The sequence below is a fragment of the Streptomyces shenzhenensis genome (assembly GCF_021462265.1).
In the GTDB taxonomy this organism is placed as follows: domain Bacteria; phylum Actinomycetota; class Actinomycetes; order Streptomycetales; family Streptomycetaceae; genus Streptomyces; species Streptomyces shenzhenensis.
On record NZ_JAJONF010000044.1, the window covers coordinates 27480 to 46923 of the forward strand.

The window sequence follows — 19444 nt, forward strand, 5'->3', positions numbered from 1 at the left end:
GTCGGTCGTGCGGTCGGGTAACAGCTGGTCGTGCTTCCAGGGTATTACGGGACTTGCGCGGTGGAGGGTTGCCGATGACGGACACGCCGATGACCACGACATCCACGAACGGCGTCGACTGGGGTGCCTGGCAGAAGAGCTGGGACCGGCAGCAGGAGTGGTACATGCCGGACCGCGAGGAACGGTTCCGGATCATGCTCGACATGGTGGAGGCGCTGGTCGGCGCCGCCCCCCGCGTCCTCGACCTCGCGTGCGGCACCGGCACCGTCACCGCCCGGCTGCTCGCCCGCTTCCCGGCCGCGGTGAGCACCGGGGTCGACCTCGACCCGGCCCTCCTCGCCATCGCCGAGGGCACCTTCGCGGGCGACGAGCGGGTCACGCTCGTCACCGCCGACCTCAAGGACCCTCAGTGGGCGGCGCGGCTGCCGTACGACTCGTACGACGCGGTCCTGACCGCGACGGCCCTGCACTGGCTGCACAGCGAACCTCTCGCGGCCCTCTACGGTCAGGTCGCGGGACTCGTCCGCGACGGCGGTGTCTTCATGAACGCGGACCACATGATCGACGACAGCACGCCCCGGATCAACGCCGCGGAACGCGCGCAGCGGCATCGCCGCATGGATCAGGCCAAGGCGGCGGGGGCGCTGGACTGGGCCGAGTGGTGGCGGCTGGCGGCCCAGGACCCGGTGCTCGCCGGGCCGACGGCCCGCCGCTTCGAGATCTACGGCGAGCACGCCGAGGGAGACATGCCCTCGCCCGCCTGGCACGCGCGTGTGCTGCGCGAGCAGGGGTTCGGGGAGGCGCGGCCGGTGTGGTGCTCGCCGTCGGACACCCTGCTGCTGGCCGTCAAGTGAGCGAAGCGCCACAGGGGCGGCGGCGGACGGCGAAGGGGCGGTACGAGCAGACTCGTACCGCCCCTTCGTGCCGTACGGCTACAGCACCTTCGACAGGAACGACTTCGTCCGGTCGTGCTGGGGGTTGGTCAGGACGTCGCGCGGGTGGCCGGACTCGACGACCACGCCGTCGTCCATGAAGACCAGGCTGTCGCCCACCTCGCGGGCGAAGCCCATCTCGTGCGTGACGACGATCATCGTCATGCCGTCCTCGGCCAGGTCCCGCATCACGTCCAGGACCTCGCCGACCAGCTCCGGGTCGAGCGCGGAGGTCGGCTCGTCGAAGAGCATCAGCTTCGGCTGCATGGCCAGCGCGCGGGCGATCGCGACGCGCTGCTGCTGGCCGCCGGAGAGCTGCGCCGGGAAGTGGCCGGTGCGGTCGCCGAGGCCGACCCGGTCCAGCAGGCGCTGCGCCCGCTCCCGGGCCACCGCCTTGGACTCGCGCTTGACCTGGACCGGCGCCTCCATGACGTTCTCCAGGGCCGTCATGTGCGGGAAGAGGTTGAAGCGCTGGAACACCATGCCGATGTCCCGCCGCTGCGCCGCGACCTCCTTCTCCTTCAGCTCGTAGAGCTTGTCGCCCTGCTGGCGGTAGCCGACCAGGCGGCCGTCGACGTACAGCCGGCCGGCGCTGATCTTCTCCAGGTGGTTGATGCACCGCAGGAACGTGGACTTGCCGGAACCGGACGGGCCGATCAGGCAGAACACCTCGCGCGGCAGCACCTCCAGGTCGATGCCCTTGAGGATGTGCGCGAGACCGAACGACTTGTGCACGCCCTCGGCCCTGACCATCGGGGCGCCGCTGCTCGGCGGGGTGATGTCCTTCGCGAGACCGCTCATCGGGCCACCTCCGGGCGACGGAACGAACCCCACTGGCCCAGGTTCTTCCGCAGCCGCTGCAGCGGGGTGGGCGGGAGGTTGCGCGAGGAGCCGCGGGCGTAACGGCGCTCGATGTAGTACTGGACGATGCTGAAGATCGTGGTCAGGAACAGGTACCAGATGCAGGCGACGAAGTACATCTCGACGACGGCCAGCGAGGTGCTGGAGATGTCCGTGGCCTTCTTGATCAGCTCGGGAAGCTGGACCGCGTAGGCCAGCGACGAGGTCTTCAGCATGTTGATGAACTCGTTGCCGGTCGGCGGGATGATGACCCGCATGGCCTGCGGGAGGATCACCCGGCGCAGCGTCTGGCCCTGGGTCATGCCCAGCGCGTGCGAGGCCTCCGTCTGGCCCTCGTCGACCGACTGGATGCCGGCCCGGACGATCTCCGACATGTACGCGGCCTCGTTCAGGCCGAGCCCCAGCAGGGCCGTGAGGACCGGCGTCATCACCTGGTTCATCTCGTCCTTGTAGAACCCCAGGTTCAGGATGGGGAAGACGAGCGCGATGTTGTACCAGAGCAGCAGCTGCACCAGGACCGGGGTGCCGCGGAAGAACCAGATGTAGAACCAGGACACCGTGCTGGTGACCGGGTTCGACGACAGCCTCATCACGGCCAGGACCACGCCGAGGGCGACGCCGAGCACCATGGCAAGCACAGAGATGTAGAGCGTGGTCCAGGCGCCGGAGACGATGCCCTGGTCGAAGAGGTAGTCGGGGATGACGCTGTAGTTGATCTTCGCGTTGGAGAAGGCGATCCCGATCAGCACCACCAGGGCGACGACCACGACGCCGGACACCCAGCGCCCGTAGTGGCGCACCGGGATGGCCTTGATCTGCTCCGGCGGCACGGACGGCGCCGGAGTCTTGTCGACCGTGTCAGTCACAGTGACGGCCCTTCAGTCGTGCCCGGGTGCTCAGGAGCCGCCGTTGATCTTCGCCTCGGTCACCGCGCCCTGCGTGACGTTCCACTTCTCCAGGATCTTCTGGTAGTCGCCGTTCTTGACGATGGCGGCCATGGCGGCCTGGATCGCGTCGCGCAGCTGGGTGTTCTCCTTGCTGACCGCGATGCCGTACGGGCCGGCCTCGATCTGCTCGCCGACGACCTCGAAGTCCTTGCCGCCGCCGGAGGTCTTGGCGTTGTAGGCGGCCACCGGGAAGTCGTTCAGGTCGGCCACGGAGGCGCCCTGCTTCAGACGGAGCAGCGCCTCGGGGTCGGTGTCGAAGGTCTGGAGGTCGATGGCCTTGTTGCCGTCCTTCGTGCACTTCTGGCTCTGCGCCTTGGCGATGCCCTCGGAGGTGGTGCCCTTCTGCAGGGCCACGACCTTGCCGCACAGGTCGTCCAGGGACTTGATGCCCTTCGGGTTGCCCTTCTGGACGAGGATCGAGGTGCCGGCGGTGAAGTAGTCGACGAAGTCGACGCCGTTGCCGACCTTCTTGCCGGTGTCGGAGTCGATGCCGTTCTGGCGGTCCTTGGTGTCGTTCATCGCCGACATGATCACGTTGAAGCGGTTGGCCTGCAGGCCCACGATGAGCTGGTCGAACTTGCCGTTCTGGAAGTCGAACCGGACGCCCAGCTGCTTGCCGAGCGCGTCCGCGATGTCCGGGTCGACACCCACGGCCTTGCCGCTCTGCATGTACTCGACCGGCGGGTAGGCGATGTCCGAGCCCACCTTGATCACACCGGCCTTGCGGATGTCGGCGGGCAGCTTGCTCGCCAGCGGAGCCGAGGACGACGAGGACGAGCCGCTGTCGCTGCCCTTGTCCGTCTGGTCGCCGCAGCCGGTGAGGATCAAAGCGCCTGCGACCGCGATCGCACCGAACGCGGCGGTCCTGTTGCGCGCGACGGTGGTACGACGGGTGGAGCTTGCGGTCATGGTGGGTTCCTCCGGCGGTGGGTAGGACAAGCCGATATACCGATGCGTCTGATATGCCGATGTGCCGATGGGTCGACGGAAACACACACCTTCGGGTGTCGCGACCTCGTGGGTTTACGGCATCCTGCCATTGGGATTGGCCCAAACAGACCTGCGACCATGTCAAAATCGGATAACGGGTGACCCCCGAGACGCGTCAGGCCGGTCCTTCCTCGACCTGCCGCCCCGCACATCTGCGGGAATCCGACCTTCTGGCCGTAAGATCTTCGGTTCACCGCCGGTTCATTCCACGCCCTACCCGGGGGCCTTCCGCCGGTCACCTGGCCGCTCATCTGTCGGTTACCTACGACATCCGTGATGTGACCTTGCGCCTATTCGACTCGTCGGGAGCGCTGTCCGTCCGGTAAGAAGGTTCTTTACACCCCTCATCCGGGGCTCAGGGCGCGTGTGCGGCGCGCCCGTCGCGCAGGCGCTCGTACGTGCCACTCGTACGTATCAGTGATCGGGCCCTGCGCGGTGCCCGCCCACTCCCTCACCGGGAGTGGCCGACCCTCAAACCATGCATACCTAAGGGGTAAGACAAGTGGCAGCGGAGATCGTCAATCCTCGCAGCGACAGCGCGTCGGGCACTACGGACCAGGACGGCGGGGCCGAGCCCCTCGATTCCTTCGATCCGGTGTTCGCGCTGCACCGCGGCGGCAAGATGGCCGTGCAGGCCACCGTGCCGCTCCGTGACAAGGACGACCTTTCCCTCGCGTACACGCCCGGAGTCGCGCGCGTGTGCACCGCGATCGCGGAACAGCCCGAGCTGGTCAACGACTACACCTGGAAGTCGTCCGTCGTGGCCGTCGTCACCGACGGTACGGCCGTGCTCGGCCTCGGGGACATCGGTCCCGAGGCCTCCCTCCCCGTGATGGAGGGCAAGGCGATCCTCTTCAAGCAGTTCGGCGGCGTGGACGCGGTCCCCCTCGCCCTGGCCTGCACCGACGTCGACGAGATCGTGGACACCGTCGTCCGGCTCGCCCCGTCCTTCGGCGGGATCAACCTGGAGGACATCTCGGCACCGCGGTGCTTCGAGATCGAGCGCAGGCTCCAGGAGCGGGTCGACATCCCGGTCTTCCACGACGACCAGCACGGCACGGCCGTCGTGACGCTGGCCGCGCTGCGGAACGCGGCGCGGCTCAGCCGACGGGAGATCGGGCAGCTGCGGGCGGTGATCTCGGGCGCCGGCGCGGCCGGGGTCGCCATCGCGAAGATGCTGGTCGAGGCGGGGATCGGGGACGTCGCCCTCGCCGACCGCAAGGGCGTCATCTCGGCCGACCGCGACGACCTCACCGCGGTCAAGCGCGAGGTCGCCGGGTTCACCAACAAGGCCGGGATCAAGGGCTCCCTGAAGGACGCCCTGGCCGGCGCCGACGTCTTCATCGGCGTCTCCGGCGGTACGGTCCCCGAGGAGGCCGTCGCCTCGATGGCCGAGGGCGCGTTCGTGTTCGCCATGGCCAACCCGAACCCGGAGGTGCACCCCGACGTCGCCCGCAAGTACGCGGCCGTCGTGGCGACCGGGCGGTCGGACTTCCCGAACCAGATCAACAACGTGCTGGCGTTCCCGGGGATCTTCGCGGGCGCGCTCCAGGTGCGGGCCTCCCGGATCACGGAGGGCATGAAGATCGCGGCGGCGGAGGCGCTGGCGTCGGTCGTCGGCGATGATCTCGCCGCCGACTATGTCATTCCGTCTCCGTTCGACGAGCGGGTGGCGCCTGCGGTGACCGCGGCAGTGGCCGCTGCCGCGCGGGCCGAAGGGGTTGCTCGTCGCTGACGTTGCGCTGAATGGCCCCGTCCTTTCGGGCGGGGCCATTTCCTTTCCCGCCCGCCCACCCGTTCGGGCGGCTGCATAGGTAGCCGTTGTACTGGGGGCTGCCGCCCCAGGCCCCCGCGATCGGGGTGCAGAGGACCGTCTGCGGGTGCCGGTCGGTGGGGGCTGAGCGCGCCCACGCGGCGGAGCCGCAAATGTCACAGCCTCGCGGCCCCTTACGGGGGCGCTTGTGCGGGCGTCCTGTGCGAGGTTCTGTGCGCAAGAGGGGATGTGTCACAGCGGCCCCCGGTTTCGTGCCCGGCTCCGGGAACCTATCGTCGGCCTTATGTTCGCCGTCTACGCCGCCCGAATCGACCGCGACCAGCCGCTCTCCGGCCTTGAGTTGGGGGAGCGCCCCGCGCCCCTGGCCCGGCCCGGCTGGAGTACCGTCGAGGTGCGGGCCGCCTCCCTCAACCATCACGACCTCTGGTCCCTGCGCGGCGTCGGTCTCCCCGAGGACCGGCTGCCGATGATCCTCGGTTGTGACGCCGCCGGTGTCGACGAGGACGGCAACGAGGTCGTCCTGCACTCCGTGATCGGGCAGAGCGGTCACGGGGTCGGGCCGGACGAGCCCCGGTCCATCCTCACCGAGCGCTACCAGGGCACCTTCGCCGAGCAGGTCGCCGTGCCCACCTGGAACATCCTGCCCAAGCCCAGGGAACTGTCGTTCGCCGAGGCCGCCTGTCTGCCGACCGCCTGGCTGACGGCCTACCGGATGCTCTTCACCAACGCCGGCGTCCGCCCCGGCGACTCGGTCCTCGTGCAGGGCGCGGGCGGCGGTGTCGCCACGGCCGCGATCGTCCTCGGCAAGGCCGCCGGGCTGCGGGTCTTCGCCACCAGCCGCGACGAGGCGAGGCGCAAGCGGGCCCTGGAACTGGGCGCCGTCGAAGCCGTGGCGCCGGGGGCCCGGCTGCCGCAGCGCGTGGACGCGGTCATCGAGACCGTCGGCGCCGCCACCTGGTCCCACTCGGTGAAATCACTGCGCCCCGGGGGCACCATCGTGATCTCCGGTGCCACCAGCGGCGACCGTCCCCCGCACGCCGAGCTGACCCGGATCTTCTTCCTCGAGCTGAAGGTCGTGGGCTCGACCATGGGCACCAAGGACGAACTGGAGGACCTGCTCGCGTTCTGCGCCGCCACCGGCGTACGTCCCGTCATCGACGAGCTGCTTCCCCTCGACCGCGCCCGCGAGGGCTTCGAGCGGCTGGAGGCCGGCGACCAGTTCGGGAAGATCGTGCTGACCAATTCCTGACGGACGGCCGGCCGGGTGGGGCGGCGCGGGGCCCGCACCCATACGGCCGTTCCTCAGGGTTTGGGGGCGCGCAGCAGCGCTCCGATGCGGGCCGCCGCCGCCGACAGGTGATGGCGGGCCTCGCGGAGCTGGTCCGCGGTGACTCCGTGGTCGCGGGCCGCGTCGCGCAGGTCGTCGCGGAAACGGTCCAGGAGCCGGTCGAGGTCGCGGGCCGGGTCGCCGGTGCCGGTCTGCTCGCCGTGCGCCCACGCGGGGACGTACTGCGCCGGGAAGTCCTCCGGGGTCCCCGAGTACTCCGGGGCCGGTGTCGGTGCGGGTGCAGGCTTGCGCAGGTCCGGGCCGGTTCGGGAATCCGGCTCGGGGCGGGCGCCGGAGCCGAAGTCCCCGCCGTACTCCTTTCCGTGGTCCTTCCCGTACTCCTTTCCGAACTCGCCGAACTCCTTGGCGAGTTCGGCGAGGCCCTCGCGGACGCCCGTCGGCCAGTCGCCGCGCGAGAAGTGGTCCTGGACGTGCTCCTGTACCCGGCGGGCGATGCGCTGCATCTCCTCCTGGGCCTGGGCGCGTGCCCGGGTCTGGGCCTCCTGGGCCTGCCGACGGGCCCGCTGGGCCTCGTCACGGGCCCGGCGGCTCTCGTCCTTGGCGCGGCGGGCCTGCTCCTTCCACTCCTGCTTGACCCGGCGCATCTCCTCCTTGGCGGCCCGCCACGACTCCTTGTCGCCGAGGTCGCCGGACTCCCCGGTCTCCTTCCCGGCGCCGTGCCGGGCCTCGGAGGCGGCCGCTCGCACCTCGCGGCGCAGATCACCGGCCGCGCCGCGCACGTCGGCCCTTATCTCGGCGGCCAGTTCGGCGACCGATTCGCGGATCTCCAGCTCCAGGTCCGCCAACTCGCCGCTGCGGTCGGCGAGTTCGGCCCGGCCGGCGTCCGTGATGGCGTAGACCTTGCGGCCGCCCTCGGTGGTGTGGGTGACCAGGCCCTCGGCCTCCAGCTTGGCGAGGCGGGGGTAGACGGTGCCCGCCGACGGGGCGTACAGGCCCTGGAAGCGCTCTTCCAGCAGGCGGATCACCTCGTATCCGTGGCGCGGGGCCTCGTCCAGCAGCTTGAGGAGGTAGAGGCGGAGGCGGCCGTGGGCGAAGACGGGAGGCATCTCAGAGCACCTTCTTGTCGGTCGTGCCGCCGGTTGTGCCGCCGGTTGTGCTGTCGGTCGGGGGCGTGGGGCCGGGGTCGGTGGCGGGTGCCGAGGGAGCGGCCGGCTGTGCCGGTCCCGTGGGCGGCTCAGCCGTCCAGGCCGTCCGCTCGTCGTCGTCCTCCTTGGGCGGGCGGCGCAGCAGGGCGATGGAGCCGGACACCGTGGTGGCGCGGAGCTTGCCGGTGCCCGCGCCGAGTCGGCCGGTGATCTTGTGGGCGCCCCACTGGCCGTGCACCCGCAGTCCGTCGAAGGCGTTGGAGATCGTGCCGCTCGCGGTGTTGGCCTCGACCTCGGCGTCGGCCGGGTGTGGCAGGCGGATGGCGATCTCACCGGAGACGCTGGTCAGCCGGACGTCGGTCGGGCCGTCCGGATCCAGGTCGACGATCATGGAGCCGCTGACCGAGTCGGCGCGCACGGCGGGGCCCGAGCCCTCGACGACGGTCAGGTCGCCGGAGACGGAGTTGAACCGCAGATTGCCGGTGACGGCCTGGGCCTCCAGGTTTCCGGACACCGTGTCCGCGCGGACCTCGCCGGAGAGGCCCACCAGGGTGGTGTCGCCGGTGACGCCCTTGACCACCGACGTACCGCTGATCCCGGAGACGACGGCCGCCGCGCCGACCACACCCACCTCCACGCGGGTGTCCGCCGGGACGGCGAGCGAGACCACCGCGCTGCGCCGCCAGCCCTTGCGGTCGAGCCACTTGAGGAAGCCCTTCCAGGGCAGATCCTCGTAGGCCACCGTGAGGGTGCCGCCCTCGTGCGTGACGATCAGGGGCGGGCCCTCGATCTCGGAGACCTCCAGGCGGGTGGAACCCTCGTCGGTGCCCACGACGTTGACTGTTCCGTTGACGATGCGGACGTGCAGGTCGCTCACGGGGGTGTCGACGTCGAGCTTCCTGGGCTCGGCGACGGACCACTCGGACTTGGACATGGTGCGGACCTCCTCGGGCCGGACACGACGGCTGGGCGCGGCGGACGAACGGAACGCGATCGCACGGCTCGCGCCATATCGCGTCTCCCGTAAAACACGATATATCGTGGGCGTGGGAAGTCAAGACACCCTTGCGGGTGGCCGATCGGGTGCGAGTCGACCCCGCGGCGGGTTCCGGAGACGGGTTCGAGAAAGCCGCATATCGCGCGGTGAGTGGATGAAGTGCTTACCGTGTGTCCATGTCGACGGATGCACACAGGGCCGTGTCCCGGCCCGCAGGGGCCGGTGCGCTGACGCGGCCGGGCGATGAAGGCATGCCGAGGGCCCGCCGGCTGGCCCTGGCCGAAATGGCGGTGGGGGTGCCGGCCGCCGCCTGGGGGGTGCGGCGGCGCAGCGTGGGATGGACCGTGGTGGGGGCGGTGCTCATGGCGCACGGGGCGCTGGAGCTGTCGTACGAGACGGTGCTGCCCCGGGACTGACCAGTCACCGGCCCCCGACCTGGCAGGGGCTTCCTACTCCTCGTCCTCGTCGTCCAGCCGGGCCAGCCAAGTCGCCAGGCGCTCCACCGGGACCTCGAAGTCGGGGTTCAGGTCGACGAACGTACGGAGCTGCTCCGCGAGCCACTCGAAGGTGACCTCTTCCTCGCCGCGCCGCTTCTCCAGTTCCTCGATGCCTCGGTCGGTGAAATACATGGGTCGCTCTCCTGCTGCCTGCCTGTGTGGGTGCCCGGTGCCGGACGTCTACCAGACTAGGCCGATGACAAAGGTGCGCCGCCGGTGCAGGGTAGGCCACGGCCCCCCGGGGGGAAGGACTCCTTCTCCGCGGACGGGAATCCACGAACGGTACGGCGTGGGGAGCACACGGGCTCGGGTGAGCGGGGGAACGAGGGGACGGGGATGGAACAGGACGCCGGGAGGTCCGGGGGGTACCTGAGCTTCGGGCGGCCCGCCGGGGCGGCCCTCCTGTGCCAGGAAGCCGTGGAACGGGTGCGCAGGGATGCCACTGGCGGGGTATGTCCTACGAGGCGGCCGCCCGCGAGGCCCACCGGTCCGCCCGGACGCGGTGGTGCGTGCTGCCCGACGACAGGGTCGGCACGGGGAAGCCCACCGCGCGGCAGACGGCGCGGCGCCTGGCGGAGCCGGAGCGGGACTGAGCAACTGAGCAGCGCCACGATTCGAGGGGAGACTGGGGTGGACGCACGGGAGCAGTCCTTGCCGGAGGCCGAGCCGGGCGACACGGCCGAGCCGGCCAGGGCGGCCGGGGCGGTGGAGCCGCTGCCGGACCTGCTGGAGCTGGACCTGGCGCAGCTGAAAGAGGTGGACCATCCCGTGCTGCGGGAGGTGCTCGCGGAGCTCCGGGAACGGGCGGTACGGCCGACCGAGATGCTGTGGGGGTTCAACAACGCTTTCTAGGCGGCGTGACGACCGTACAAGTGTTGACGCCGTGGGGGGGGTGACCGACGTGTCCGCGGAGACCGCGGCCGGTCCTGGTGCCGGGAGCGGGCAGGGCGGCACCGGGCCGCCCTCGCCGTTCCGGCAGTTCATCGTCAAGGTGCACGGTCGCTGCAATCTGGCCTGTCGCTACTGCTACCTGTACGAGGGCCCCGACCACACCTGGCGCGCGCGCCCCGCGGCGGCCCCGGCCGCGGTGCTCGACCGCACGGCCGACCGGATCGCCGAGCACGCCCGCGGCCACGCGCTGACGGCGGTCTCGCTCGTCCTGCACGGTGGTGAACCCCTGCTGGCGGGGGTCGACACGCTGGTCCGTTTCACCGCTCTCGTACGCGACCTCGTTCCCGCCGGATGCACGGTCCACACCACCGTCCAGACCAACGCCACGCTCCTCACCGAGGACCGGATGACCGCCCTGGCCCGGCACGGCATACGGGTCGGCATCAGCCTGGACGGCGGACTGGCCGCGCACAACGCCCGCCGCGTCGACCATGCGGGACGCCCCTCCTGGCCCGCCGCCGCGCGCGGCGCACGGCTGGTCGCCGACCGGTTCCCGGCCGCGTACGCGGGAGTCCTCACGGTCGTCGACCCGGCCCTCGATCCGGTGGAGACGTACGAGTCCCTGCTCGCCCTGCGCCCGCCGGCCCTCGACCTGCTGCTGCCGCACGGCAACTGGTCCGCCCCGCCGCCCCGCCTGGAGGCCACCCGGTACGGCGACTGGCTCTGCTCGGTCTTCGACCGCTGGTGGCGGTCCGGCCGGCGGCGGGTGCGGGTCCGGCTGTTCGAGGAGTGCATCGCGCTGCTGCTGGGCCTGCCGGCCGCCACCGAGTCGCTGGGGCTCGCCCCGTTCGACGCGGTCGTCGTGGAGACGGACGGCTCCATCGAGCAGGTCGACTCGCTGAAGTCCGCGTACGAAGGCGCCGCCGCGACCGGCCTGGACGTGTTCCGGCACGGTTTCGACGACGCGTTGCGGCACCCCGGGGTGGCTGCTCGGCAGGCCGGCGCGGCGGCGCTCTCGGCACAGTGCCGGGCGTGCGCGCTGCTCGACGTCTGCGGTGGCGGCCACTACGCCCACCGCTACCGAGCCGGGCACGGCTTCGCGAATCCCTCCGTTTACTGCGCGGACCTGCAGCGCTTCATCCGGCATGTGCGCGATCGCCTCACCGGGGCGACGCGGGCGGCCCCCGTGACCGCCCGGGCAGCGTCTGCCTCCGCGTCCGCGTCTGCCTCCGCGTCCGCCTCCGTGTCCGAGAAAGAAGACGAAAGGGCCCTGACCATGGTGTCTCCCGTGCTCTCGGACCGGTCGCTGGCCGCACTGGGCCGTACCGAAGGCGACCCGGACACCCTGGCACTTCTGGTACGCGATCAGGACACCCGGCGGCTGCTCATGCTGCGCGTCCTGCTCGACGCGGTCGAGGACGGCGCGGTGCTTCCGGCCGGCGCTCGCGAGCGGATGCGGGAGGACTGGCACCTGCTGGAGGACGCCGACCGGGCCGTCTCGGCCGGGGACGGCGGTACCCCGTCGCCGCCCTACGCGACGACCCCCGCGCGGGCCCGTCTCCTCCACCCCCTCGTCGGCCCCTGGGTCCGCCAGTGCCTGCGCGGACTGCGACCGCAGGCCGGCGGACCGGCCGAGCGGCACGTCCGCGAACTCGGACGCGACCTCGCCCACCTCGGCGCGCTCGCCGCCGCGGCCGCCGCCCGCGCCGGTCTCTCCTTCGCGGTACGGCTGACCGCCTGGGACGGCGTGCTCACGCTGCCTTCGCTCGGGGCGCTGCACACGGCAGAGCCGGGCGACGTCCCCGTCGACGTCGTCTGCGCGGACGGCCGGATGACGCTGCGCCAGAAGCACGCGGTGGACGTCACGGTCCAGGTGGAGGAGGGCATCGGCGCCTGGTCCGCGGCGCCCGTCTGGAGGCCCGCACACGCCCTGCCCGGCCTGCTGCCCGGGGGCCCGCCCATCCCGCTGGACGACCTGGATCCCTACCGCGGCGCGCACGGCGGCCCCCGGCACCACGAACTGAGCGGCCCGGCCGTGCTCGACGAGTCGGACCGGAAACGGTGGGCGCGGGCCTGGGCGGGGACCGCCGACGTGCTGCGCCTGGGCGGCGAGCACCGCGTGGCCGAAGCCGTCGCGCTGCTGCGCTGCCTGGTCCCGCTCGCCGACCCGCCCCGGCCCGGCCCGGACGCCCGGGAGACCGGCAGTTGCAGCGGGACCCGTCGGGAGGCCTTCGGAGCGCTGCTCAGCAGCAGGCCACCCACTCCGGCCACGTTCGCCACGACCCTCGTGCACGAGCTCCAGCACACGAAACTCTCCGCACTCGGCGATCTGCTGGTGCTGCACCGAGCCGGGCCGCAGCAACGCCACTTCGCGCCCTGGCGCCCGGATCCACGGCCGTACGACGGCCTGCTGCAGGGCGTGTACTCGCATCTCGCGCTGGCCGACTTCTTCCAGCGGTGCGCGCTGCGCGCCGAGCGCCCGGCGCACCGTGAGGCGGCCTGGTCGCGGCACGCGCGCTACCGCGCCCAGGTGGCGGCGGCGCTGCCCGGGCTGGTGGATTCTCCCGATCTCACCGAGCGGGGGCGCCGGTTCGTGGACCAACTCGTCGCCACGCACGAGCGCATGGCCGAGTATCCCGCGCCGCGGGGACACACGGCGCGCGCACAGGCGCACGTGACGGCGGTGCGAGACCTGTGGAACCGACGGCACGGGCCCGCGGCAGGGCACCCGCGAGGTTGACGAGGCGGCGGCCGCCGGCCGTCACCGTATGTCCGTGGCCCGTACGCCGGTCGGGCCGACGGCGCGCGGTGCCGCGCGCCAGGCCGTCACCATCGGCCACGCCGGAGGGACAGGGCCTGGGCTGGGCGGCGTGGCGCGGGCGCGCAGCCCCGCTCGCCGGTGGGTGGGGCGGGCGGGCATGCTCGCAGATGGGCGAGACGCGCGGTCATGCTCGCCGATGCGCGGGGCGTGATCACGCTCGCCGACGGGTGGGGCCCCCAGTCACGCTCGCCGAGGGCGGATCCTCATCCGGTCCGCAGCCGTCGGCCACGGCGCAGCGGACGGCGAAGGGCCCGGCCCCCGTAACGGGGACCGGGCCCTTCGCCGTGCCGGTCGAGGCCTACGCGTCGAACACCTCGCGCACCAGCTGCTCCTGCTCGGCCTGGTGGCGCTTGGCCGAACCCACCGCCGGGGACGAGGAGTGCGGGCGGGAGATACGGCGCAGACGTTCGCCGGCCGGGATGTCCGCGCCGACCGCCAGGTCCAGGTGGTCGATCAGGTTGAGGGCGATGAACGGCCAGGCACCCTGGTTCGCCGGCTCCTCCTGGACCCACAGGTACTTCTCGGCGTTCGGGTACTTGTTGACCTCCGCCTGGAGCTCCGCGCCCGGCAGCGGGTACAGGCGCTCGAGACGGATGATCGCGGTGTCCGTGACGCCGCGCTTCTGCCGCTCGTTCTCCAGGTCGTAGTAGACCTTGCCGGTGCAGAAGACGACCTTGCGGACCGCGGCCGGGTCGACCGACGCGTCGCCGATGACGGGGCGGAACTGCCCGCTCGTGAACTCCTCCGCCTTCGAGGCCGCCGCCTTCAGGCGCAGCATCGACTTCGGGGTGAAGACGACCAGCGGCTTGTGGTGCGGGTTGTGCACCTGCCACCGCAGGAGGTGGAAGTAGTTCGAGGGGCTGGTCGGCATCGCGACCGTCATGTTGTTCTGGGCGCACAGCTGCAGGAAGCGCTCGATGCGGGCCGAGGAGTGGTCCGGGCCCTGGCCCTCGTAGCCGTGCGGGAGGAGCAGGGTGACGCCGGAGGTCTGGCCCCACTTCTGCTCGGCGGCCGAGATGTACTCGTCGATGACCGACTGGGCGCCGTTGGTGAAGTCACCGAACTGCGCCTCCCACATCACCAGCGCGTCCGGACGGGCCAGCGAGTAGCCGTACTCGAAGCCCATCACCGCGTATTCGGAGAGCAGCGAGTTGTAGACGTTGTAGCGGGCCTGGTCCTCGGACAGGTAGAGGAGCGGGGTGTAGTCCGCGCCCGTCTCCCGGTCGATCAGGACCGCGTGGCGCTGGCCGAAGGTGCCGCGCTGCGAGTCCTGGCCGGACAGCCGCACCGGGGTGCCCTCCATCAGCAGCGAGCCGATGGCCAGGGTCTCGCCCATGCCCCAGTCGATCGTGCCGTCCTCGATCATCGCCGCCCGGCGCTGCAGCTGCGGCAGCAGACGCGGGTGGACGGTGAAGTAGTCCGGGATGTTGACCTGGGACTCGGCGATGCGCTTGACGGCCTCCGTGGAGATGGCCGTCGGGACCGCCACCGGGAAGCCGTCCTGCGGCTCGTGGGCGGGCGCGGCGGCCGGCTGCGCGGTGGCCTCGCGGACCTCCGTGAAGACCTTCTCCAGCTGGCCCTGGTAGTCCTGCAGGGCCTGCTCGGCCTCTTCCAGGGTGATGTCGCCGCGACCGATCAGGGACTCGGTGTAGAGCTTGCGCACCGAGCGCTTCTTGTCGATCAGGTCGTACATCAGCGGCTGGGTGAAGGCCGGGTTGTCCGACTCGTTGTGACCGCGGCGGCGGTAGCAGATGAGGTCGATCACCACGTCCTTGTTGAACGCCTGGCGGAACTCGAAGGCCAGGCGTGCGACCCGCACGACCGCCTCGGGGTCGTCGCCGTTCACGTGGAAGATCGGGGCCTCGATCATGCGGGCCACGTCGGTCGCGTACATCGAGGAGCGCGAGGACTCGGGAGCCGCGGTGAAGCCGACCTGGTTGTTGATGACGATGTGGACCGTGCCGCCGGTGCGGTAGCCGCGCAGCTGCGACATGTTCAGGGTCTCGGCCACCACGCCCTGGCCCGCGAAGGCCGCGTCGCCGTGCAGCGCGACCGGCAGCACCGTGAAGTCCGTGCCGCCCTTGTTGATGATGTCCTGCTTGGCGCGGGCGATGCCCTCGATGACCGGGTCGACCGTCTCCAGGTGGGACGGGTTCGCGGCCAGCGAGACCTTGATCTGCTCGCCGTCCAGGCCGGTGAAGGTGCCCTCGGCGCCCAGGTGGTACTTCACGTCGCCGGAGCCGTGCATCGACTTCGGGTCGAGGTTGCCCTCGAACTCGCGGAAGATCTGCGCGTACGACTTGCCGACGATGTTCGCGAGGACGTTGAGGCGGCCGCGGTGGGCCATGCCGATGACGACCTCGTCGAGGCGGGACTCGGCGGCCGAGTCCAGGACCGCGTCGAGCAGCGGGATGACGGACTCGCCGCCCTCCAGGGAGAAGCGCTTCTGGCCGACGTACTTCGTCTGCAGGAAGGTCTCGAAGGCCTCCGCCGCGTTCAGGCGGCGCAGGATCCGCAGCTGCTCCTCGCGCTCCATCTTGGAGTGCGGGCGCTCCACGCGGTCCTGGATCCACTTGCGCTGCTTGGGGTCCTGGATGTGCATGAACTCGATGCCGGTGGTGCGGCAGTACGAGTCGCGCAGCACGCCGAGGATGTCGCGCAGCTTCATCATCGACTTGCCGGCGAAGCCGCCGACGGCGAAGTCGCGCTCCAGGTCCCACAGGGTGAGGCCGTGCTCGGTGATGTCCAGGTCGGGGTGCTTGCGCTGCTTGTACTCCAGCGGGTCGGTGTCGGCCATGACGTGGCCGCGGACCCGGTAGGAGTGGATCAGCTCGAAGACCCGGGCGGCCTTGGTGACGTCGTCGTCGTGCGAGGCGTCGATGTCCCGCAGCCAGCGGACCGGCTCGTAGGGGATGCGCAGGGCCTCGAAGATGTCGTCGTAGAAGCCGTTCTCGCCGAGGAGCAGGTTCGCGACGGAGCGCAGGAACTCGCCGGAGGCGGCGCCCTGGATCACCCGGTGGTCGTAGGTCGACGTGAGTGTCATGACCTTCGAGATGCCGAGCTTGTTCAGGGTGTCCTGGCTGGTGCCCTGGAACTCCGCCGGGTAGTCCATGGAGCCGACGCCCATGATGACCGACTGGCCGGGCATCAGGCGCGGGACCGAGTGGACGGTGCCGAGGCCGCCGGGGTTGGTCAGGGAGACCGTGACGCCGGTGAAGTCGTCCATCGTCAGCTTGTTGTCGCGGGCGCGGCGGACGATGTCCTCGTAGGCCTGCCAGAACTCGAAGAAGTTCAGCGTCTCGGCCTTCTTGATGGCCGCGACGACGAGCTGGCGGTCGCCGTTGGGCTTCACCAGGTCGATGGCGAGGCCCAGGTTGACGTGGGCCGGCTTGACCAGGGTCGGCTTGCCGTCCTTCTGGCCGAACGACCAGTTCATCGACGGCATCGCCTTGATGGCCTGGACCATCGCGAAGCCGATCAGGTGCGTGAAGGAGATCTTCCCGCCCCGGGCGCGCTTCAGGTGGTTGTTGATGACGATCCGGTTGTCGAACAGCAGCTTCACCGGGACCGCGCGGACCGAGGTGGCCGTCGGCAGCTCCAGCGAGGCGTTCATGTTCTTCGCGACGGCCGCGGCGGGACCACGCAGCGTGATCAGCTCGGGACCCTCCGGGGCCGCGGCGGCGGGCGCGGCCTTCGCGGCGGCGGCCGGCTTCGCGGCGGCCGGGGCCGGAGCGGCGGCGGGCGCGGGCTGCGCGGGCGCGGGTGCTGCGGCCTTGGGAGCGGCGGGCGCGGCCGGAGCCGGCGCCGCGGGCGCCTGGGCGGCGGGAGCGGCCGCGGCGGGCGCCGGAGCCGCCGGCTGGGCAGGTGTGGGTGCCGTGGAGGTGGTGCCCGCGGCCCCCGCGGCCGCGGTACCCGCCGGAGCCGAGGCGGCGGGCGCTCCCGGCTTGTAGTCGGCGAAGAAGTCCCACCAGGCACGGTCTACCGAGTTCGGGTCCTGGAGGTACTGCTGATAGATCTCGTCGACGAGCCACTCGTTCGGTCCGAACGCGGCCGCGGGGTTCTTGCCCGCTTGGTCTGCGTCGGTCGAGATACTCGAATTACTGGGGGACTGTGGCGACACGGCGGCAACCGCCCTCTTCCGCTTCACAAGGTGATGGACAGCGGGAATAAAGGCTACGCCTCCAAGACCGTGAAGGTCAGGTCGGGCAGGTCCATCGTCGTGTAAGTCACATCAAAAACCGGGTTTCAGGGCTTGATATGGCGGGAAACAAGCGTGGTTGCGCTGCGATTGGACTGCACCAGACATGGCTCCGCCGTCCCGGTGGCCACCTCGCTCCGGCGCCCGGCGCGACCTGCGAGGGGGCCGCACCCGATCACACGTGTCCGGCTGCTCGGACGGCCGTGCCGACCACAGATGGATCTTGAGGCTCCGGTCGAACTTTACGTCAACGTGGCGAAGATGAAAGCCCCGGAAGAGTGACGATAATCCTGCAGCCCCGCTCGGATTCGGCCACACCGATCCGGCCGCCGTGCAGATCCACCGCCCACCGGGCGATCGCCAGCCCCAGTCCCGTGCCGCCGTCGCTGCCCGGACCGTGCGGCCGCCGTACGGCCCCCCGGTTGAAGCGCTCGAAGACGCGATGCCACTCCGAGCGCGGAATGCCGGGGCCCTCGTCCAGGACCTCCAGCTCCAGCGACTCCGGCTGCGGCCCGCGCCGCGCCTTCACGGTCACCCGGCCGTGCGCCGGGCTGTGCTTGACCGCGTTGTCGATGAGGTTCGCCACCACCTGGTGGATGCGCTCCGGGTCGGCGTGCGCGGTCAGCTCCGGCGGGGAGACGTCCAGGTGCAGATGGACGTCGGTACGGGTGTGGTTCCCGGAGCCCGAGGCCATGCTCGCACGCGCCCCGGCGACCATGTTGGCCTCCTTCAGCACGCCCGAGAGGTACGGCCACACCTCGAAGCGGCGCTGCCTGAGGGGGACGACGCCGTTGTCGAGCCGGGACAGGTCGAGGAGGGTCTCGACCAGGCGTCCGAGGCGCTCGGTCTGCTTCAGCGCCGTGCGCATCGTCTCGGTGTCCGGCTCGGCGAACCCGTCGACGACGTTCTCCAGGACGGCCCGCAGCCCCGCGATGGGCGTGCGCAGCTCGTGCGAGACGTTCGCCACCAGCTCCTTGCGCTGGCGGTCCTGGGCCTCCAGCTCGTCGGCCATGACATTGATCGTCTCGGCCAGGTCGCCCAGCTCGTCCCGGCGGTTCTCGCGCACCCGGCGCGTGTAGTCGCCCTGCGATATCGACCTGGCCACCGCGTTCATGTCGTCCAGCGGCGCGGTGAGCGAATGCGCCACGAACTGGGTGATGAGCAGTGTGGCGATCATCGAGAAGACCGTGATGAAGCGCAGCTCCGTCTTGGTGTGCACCGCGACGATCGACAGACCGGTGGTGATCAGGACCGCGACGACGACCAGCGCGCCGAGCTTGGTCTTGATCGAGAACGGGCGTACGGCGCCCCAGGGGTCCTCCCCGGGAGATCCCGTCGGTCCGGCCGGCCCGCCGCTCATGGCGTCGGGGTCTCCAGCGCGTAGCCCACACCGTGCACGGTGCGGATCCGCTCGGCGCCGATCTTCCGGCGCAGCGCCTTGATGTGGCTGTCGACCGTGCGGGTGCCGGAGGCGTCCGCCCAGTCCCACACCTCGGCGAGCAGCTGCTCACGGGAGAGCACCGCGCGCGGGGTGTTCGCCAGGCACACCAGGAGGTCGAACTCGGTGGGGGTGAGGTGGACGTCCTCGCTGCGCACCCGGACCCGGCGCTGCGCGTGGTCGATCTCCAGTTCGCCCAGGCGCAGGATGCCGGAGCGGGGCGTGGAGGCCGCGACGGCCGCCCGCTCCACCCGCCGCAGCAGCACGTGCACGCGCGCCGCCAGCTCCCGCATGGAGAACGGCTTGGTCATGTAGTCGTCGGCGCCGACCCCGAGGCCGACCAGCATGTCGGTCTCGTCGTCCCGCGCGGTGAGCATCAGCACCGGCACCGGCCGGGCCGCCTGCACGCGCCGGCAGACCTCCAGACCGTCGAAGCCGGGCAGCATGATGTCGAGGATCAGCAGGTCGGGCTGCCAGGCCTCGGCGGTGTCGACTGCGGCCGGGCCGTCGCCCGCTGTTTGCACGAGGAACCCCTCGGCGCGCAGGCGGACCGCGATGGCGTCGACGATCGTGGGGTCGTCCTCGACGACCAGAACCCGGCGCTGGGCGCCAGGAGTGGCCGTCGCCGTGCCGTTGTGGGAGGTGTGTGTCTGCTCCATCGCCCG

The 19444-nt window shown here is 71.1% G+C and carries 16 protein-coding genes and 1 pseudogene; 8 read left to right on the forward strand and 9 right to left on the reverse strand.

Translation table 11 applies throughout. The annotated features are described in order from the left end of the window. Nucleotides 1-74: 74 nt before the first annotated feature. The gene (locus LQ326_RS37300) at nucleotides 75-854 is read left to right on the forward strand and encodes a class I SAM-dependent methyltransferase (protein ID WP_234543509.1); all 780 of its coding nucleotides are present in this window, start codon (nucleotides 75-77) and stop codon (nucleotides 852-854) included. Between the two features lie 78 nt (nucleotides 855-932). Here LQ326_RS37300 and LQ326_RS37305 read toward each other — a convergent pair whose 3' ends face one another. From LQ326_RS37305 to LQ326_RS37315, 3 genes are read right to left on the reverse strand one after another with little or no spacing between them, the layout of a single operon-like run. Then, nucleotides 933-1733 (reverse strand): amino acid ABC transporter ATP-binding protein, encoded by an 801-nt coding sequence (locus LQ326_RS37305; RefSeq protein ID WP_308402099.1) that lies wholly within the window; start codon nucleotides 1731-1733, stop codon nucleotides 933-935. Next, nucleotides 1730-2659: an amino acid ABC transporter permease gene (locus LQ326_RS37310; protein WP_181802903.1), complete on the reverse strand. Its 930-nt coding sequence runs from the start codon at nucleotides 2657-2659 to the stop codon at nucleotides 1730-1732. Before LQ326_RS37310 ends, LQ326_RS37305 begins: the two co-directional genes overlap by 4 nt. Before the next feature lie 30 nt (nucleotides 2660-2689). Then, entirely contained in the window at nucleotides 2690-3649 is a 960-nt protein-coding gene (locus tag LQ326_RS37315; RefSeq protein ID WP_234543510.1) for an ABC transporter substrate-binding protein, read from the reverse strand. A gap of 583 nt (nucleotides 3650-4232) precedes the next feature. Between LQ326_RS37315 and LQ326_RS37320 the strand changes: the two genes are divergently transcribed. Beyond that, nucleotides 4233-5465: an NAD(P)-dependent malic enzyme gene (locus tag LQ326_RS37320; RefSeq protein WP_234543511.1), complete on the forward strand. Its 1233-nt coding sequence runs from the start codon at nucleotides 4233-4235 to the stop codon at nucleotides 5463-5465. A gap of 322 nt (nucleotides 5466-5787) precedes the next feature. Beyond that, entirely contained in the window at nucleotides 5788-6753 is a 966-nt protein-coding gene (locus LQ326_RS37325; RefSeq protein ID WP_234543512.1) for a zinc-binding dehydrogenase, read from the forward strand. 53 nt (nucleotides 6754-6806) lie between these two features. Here LQ326_RS37325 and LQ326_RS37330 read toward each other — a convergent pair whose 3' ends face one another. Then, nucleotides 6807-7898: a PadR family transcriptional regulator gene (locus LQ326_RS37330; RefSeq protein WP_234543513.1), complete on the reverse strand. Its 1092-nt coding sequence runs from the start codon at nucleotides 7896-7898 to the stop codon at nucleotides 6807-6809. 1 nt (nucleotide 7899) lies between these two features. Continuing rightward, complete coding sequence (locus tag LQ326_RS37335; protein WP_234543514.1) at nucleotides 7900-8871, reverse strand: DUF4097 family beta strand repeat-containing protein; 972 nt, start codon at nucleotides 8869-8871, stop codon at nucleotides 7900-7902. A gap of 239 nt (nucleotides 8872-9110) precedes the next feature. Between LQ326_RS37335 and LQ326_RS37340 the strand changes: the two genes are divergently transcribed. Further along, on the forward strand, nucleotides 9111-9350 hold the full coding sequence (locus LQ326_RS37340; RefSeq protein WP_234543515.1) for a hypothetical protein: 240 nt from the start codon (nucleotides 9111-9113) through the stop codon (nucleotides 9348-9350). A 33-nt stretch (nucleotides 9351-9383) separates the two neighbouring features. On the opposite strand, the gene LQ326_RS37345 is transcribed toward LQ326_RS37340, so the two are convergent. Next, on the reverse strand, nucleotides 9384-9563 hold the full coding sequence (locus LQ326_RS37345; protein ID WP_023586593.1) for a DUF6104 family protein: 180 nt from the start codon (nucleotides 9561-9563) through the stop codon (nucleotides 9384-9386). Nucleotides 9564-9883: 320 nt separating this feature from the next. Between LQ326_RS37345 and LQ326_RS37350 the strand changes: the two genes are divergently transcribed. From LQ326_RS37350 to LQ326_RS48475, 4 genes and pseudogenes are all read left to right on the forward strand, one after another. Next, on the forward strand, nucleotides 9884-10024 hold the full coding sequence (locus LQ326_RS37350; RefSeq protein WP_234543516.1) for a hypothetical protein: 141 nt from the start codon (nucleotides 9884-9886) through the stop codon (nucleotides 10022-10024). Between the two features lie 37 nt (nucleotides 10025-10061). Continuing rightward, a complete protein-coding gene (fxsA, locus tag LQ326_RS37355; RefSeq protein WP_234543517.1) occupies nucleotides 10062-10283 on the forward strand; it encodes an FxSxx-COOH cyclophane-containing RiPP peptide in 222 nt (73 codons plus the stop codon). Between the two features lie 49 nt (nucleotides 10284-10332). Beyond that, nucleotides 10333-11508: pseudogene (locus tag LQ326_RS37360) on the forward strand (FxsB family cyclophane-forming radical SAM/SPASM peptide maturase); the annotation flags it as partial. Between the two features lie 645 nt (nucleotides 11509-12153). Further along, nucleotides 12154-13062, forward strand: coding sequence for an aKG-HExxH-type peptide beta-hydroxylase (locus LQ326_RS48475; RefSeq protein ID WP_308402101.1), 909 nt, complete (start codon nucleotides 12154-12156; stop codon nucleotides 13060-13062). A gap of 379 nt (nucleotides 13063-13441) precedes the next feature. Here LQ326_RS48475 and LQ326_RS37370 read toward each other — a convergent pair whose 3' ends face one another. The 3 genes from LQ326_RS37370 to LQ326_RS37380 form a co-directional block, all read right to left on the reverse strand. Further along, a complete protein-coding gene (locus LQ326_RS37370; protein WP_234543518.1) occupies nucleotides 13442-17263 on the reverse strand; it encodes a multifunctional oxoglutarate decarboxylase/oxoglutarate dehydrogenase thiamine pyrophosphate-binding subunit/dihydrolipoyllysine-residue succinyltransferase subunit in 3822 nt (1273 codons plus the stop codon). 325 nt (nucleotides 17264-17588) lie between these two features. Beyond that, a complete protein-coding gene (locus LQ326_RS37375; RefSeq protein ID WP_234543519.1) occupies nucleotides 17589-18701 on the reverse strand; it encodes a HAMP domain-containing sensor histidine kinase in 1113 nt (370 codons plus the stop codon). Continuing rightward, a complete protein-coding gene (locus LQ326_RS37380; protein ID WP_181808117.1) occupies nucleotides 18698-19438 on the reverse strand; it encodes a response regulator transcription factor in 741 nt (246 codons plus the stop codon). Before LQ326_RS37380 ends, LQ326_RS37375 begins: the two co-directional genes overlap by 4 nt. Between the last annotated feature and the right edge of the window lie 6 nt (nucleotides 19439-19444).

What these genes read in the sequence shown, in the direction of transcription:
- LQ326_RS37300 (WP_234543509.1), top strand. Translation starts at nt 75, where the DNA reads ATGACGGACACGCCGATGACCACGACATCCACGAACGGCGTCGACTGG.
- LQ326_RS37305 (WP_308402099.1), bottom strand. Translation starts at nt 1,733, where the DNA reads ATGAGCGGTCTCGCGAAGGACATCACCCCGCCGAGCAGCGGCGCCCCG.
- LQ326_RS37315 (WP_234543510.1), bottom strand. Translation starts at nt 3,649, where the DNA reads ATGACCGCAAGCTCCACCCGTCGTACCACCGTCGCGCGCAACAGGACC.
- LQ326_RS37325 (WP_234543512.1), top strand. Translation starts at nt 5,788, where the DNA reads ATGTTCGCCGTCTACGCCGCCCGAATCGACCGCGACCAGCCGCTCTCC.
- LQ326_RS37330 (WP_234543513.1), bottom strand. Translation starts at nt 7,898, where the DNA reads ATGCCTCCCGTCTTCGCCCACGGCCGCCTCCGCCTCTACCTCCTCAAG.
- LQ326_RS37335 (WP_234543514.1), bottom strand. Translation starts at nt 8,871, where the DNA reads ATGTCCAAGTCCGAGTGGTCCGTCGCCGAGCCCAGGAAGCTCGACGTC.
- LQ326_RS37340 (WP_234543515.1), top strand. Translation starts at nt 9,111, where the DNA reads ATGTCGACGGATGCACACAGGGCCGTGTCCCGGCCCGCAGGGGCCGGT.
- LQ326_RS37345 (WP_023586593.1), bottom strand. Translation starts at nt 9,563, where the DNA reads ATGTATTTCACCGACCGAGGCATCGAGGAACTGGAGAAGCGGCGCGGC.
- LQ326_RS37350 (WP_234543516.1), top strand. Translation starts at nt 9,884, where the DNA reads ATGTCCTACGAGGCGGCCGCCCGCGAGGCCCACCGGTCCGCCCGGACG.
- LQ326_RS48475 (WP_308402101.1), top strand. Translation starts at nt 12,154, where the DNA reads ATGACGCTGCGCCAGAAGCACGCGGTGGACGTCACGGTCCAGGTGGAG.
- LQ326_RS37375 (WP_234543519.1), bottom strand. Translation starts at nt 18,701, where the DNA reads ATGAGCGGCGGGCCGGCCGGACCGACGGGATCTCCCGGGGAGGACCCC.
- LQ326_RS37380 (WP_181808117.1), bottom strand. Translation starts at nt 19,438, where the DNA reads ATGGAGCAGACACACACCTCCCACAACGGCACGGCGACGGCCACTCCT.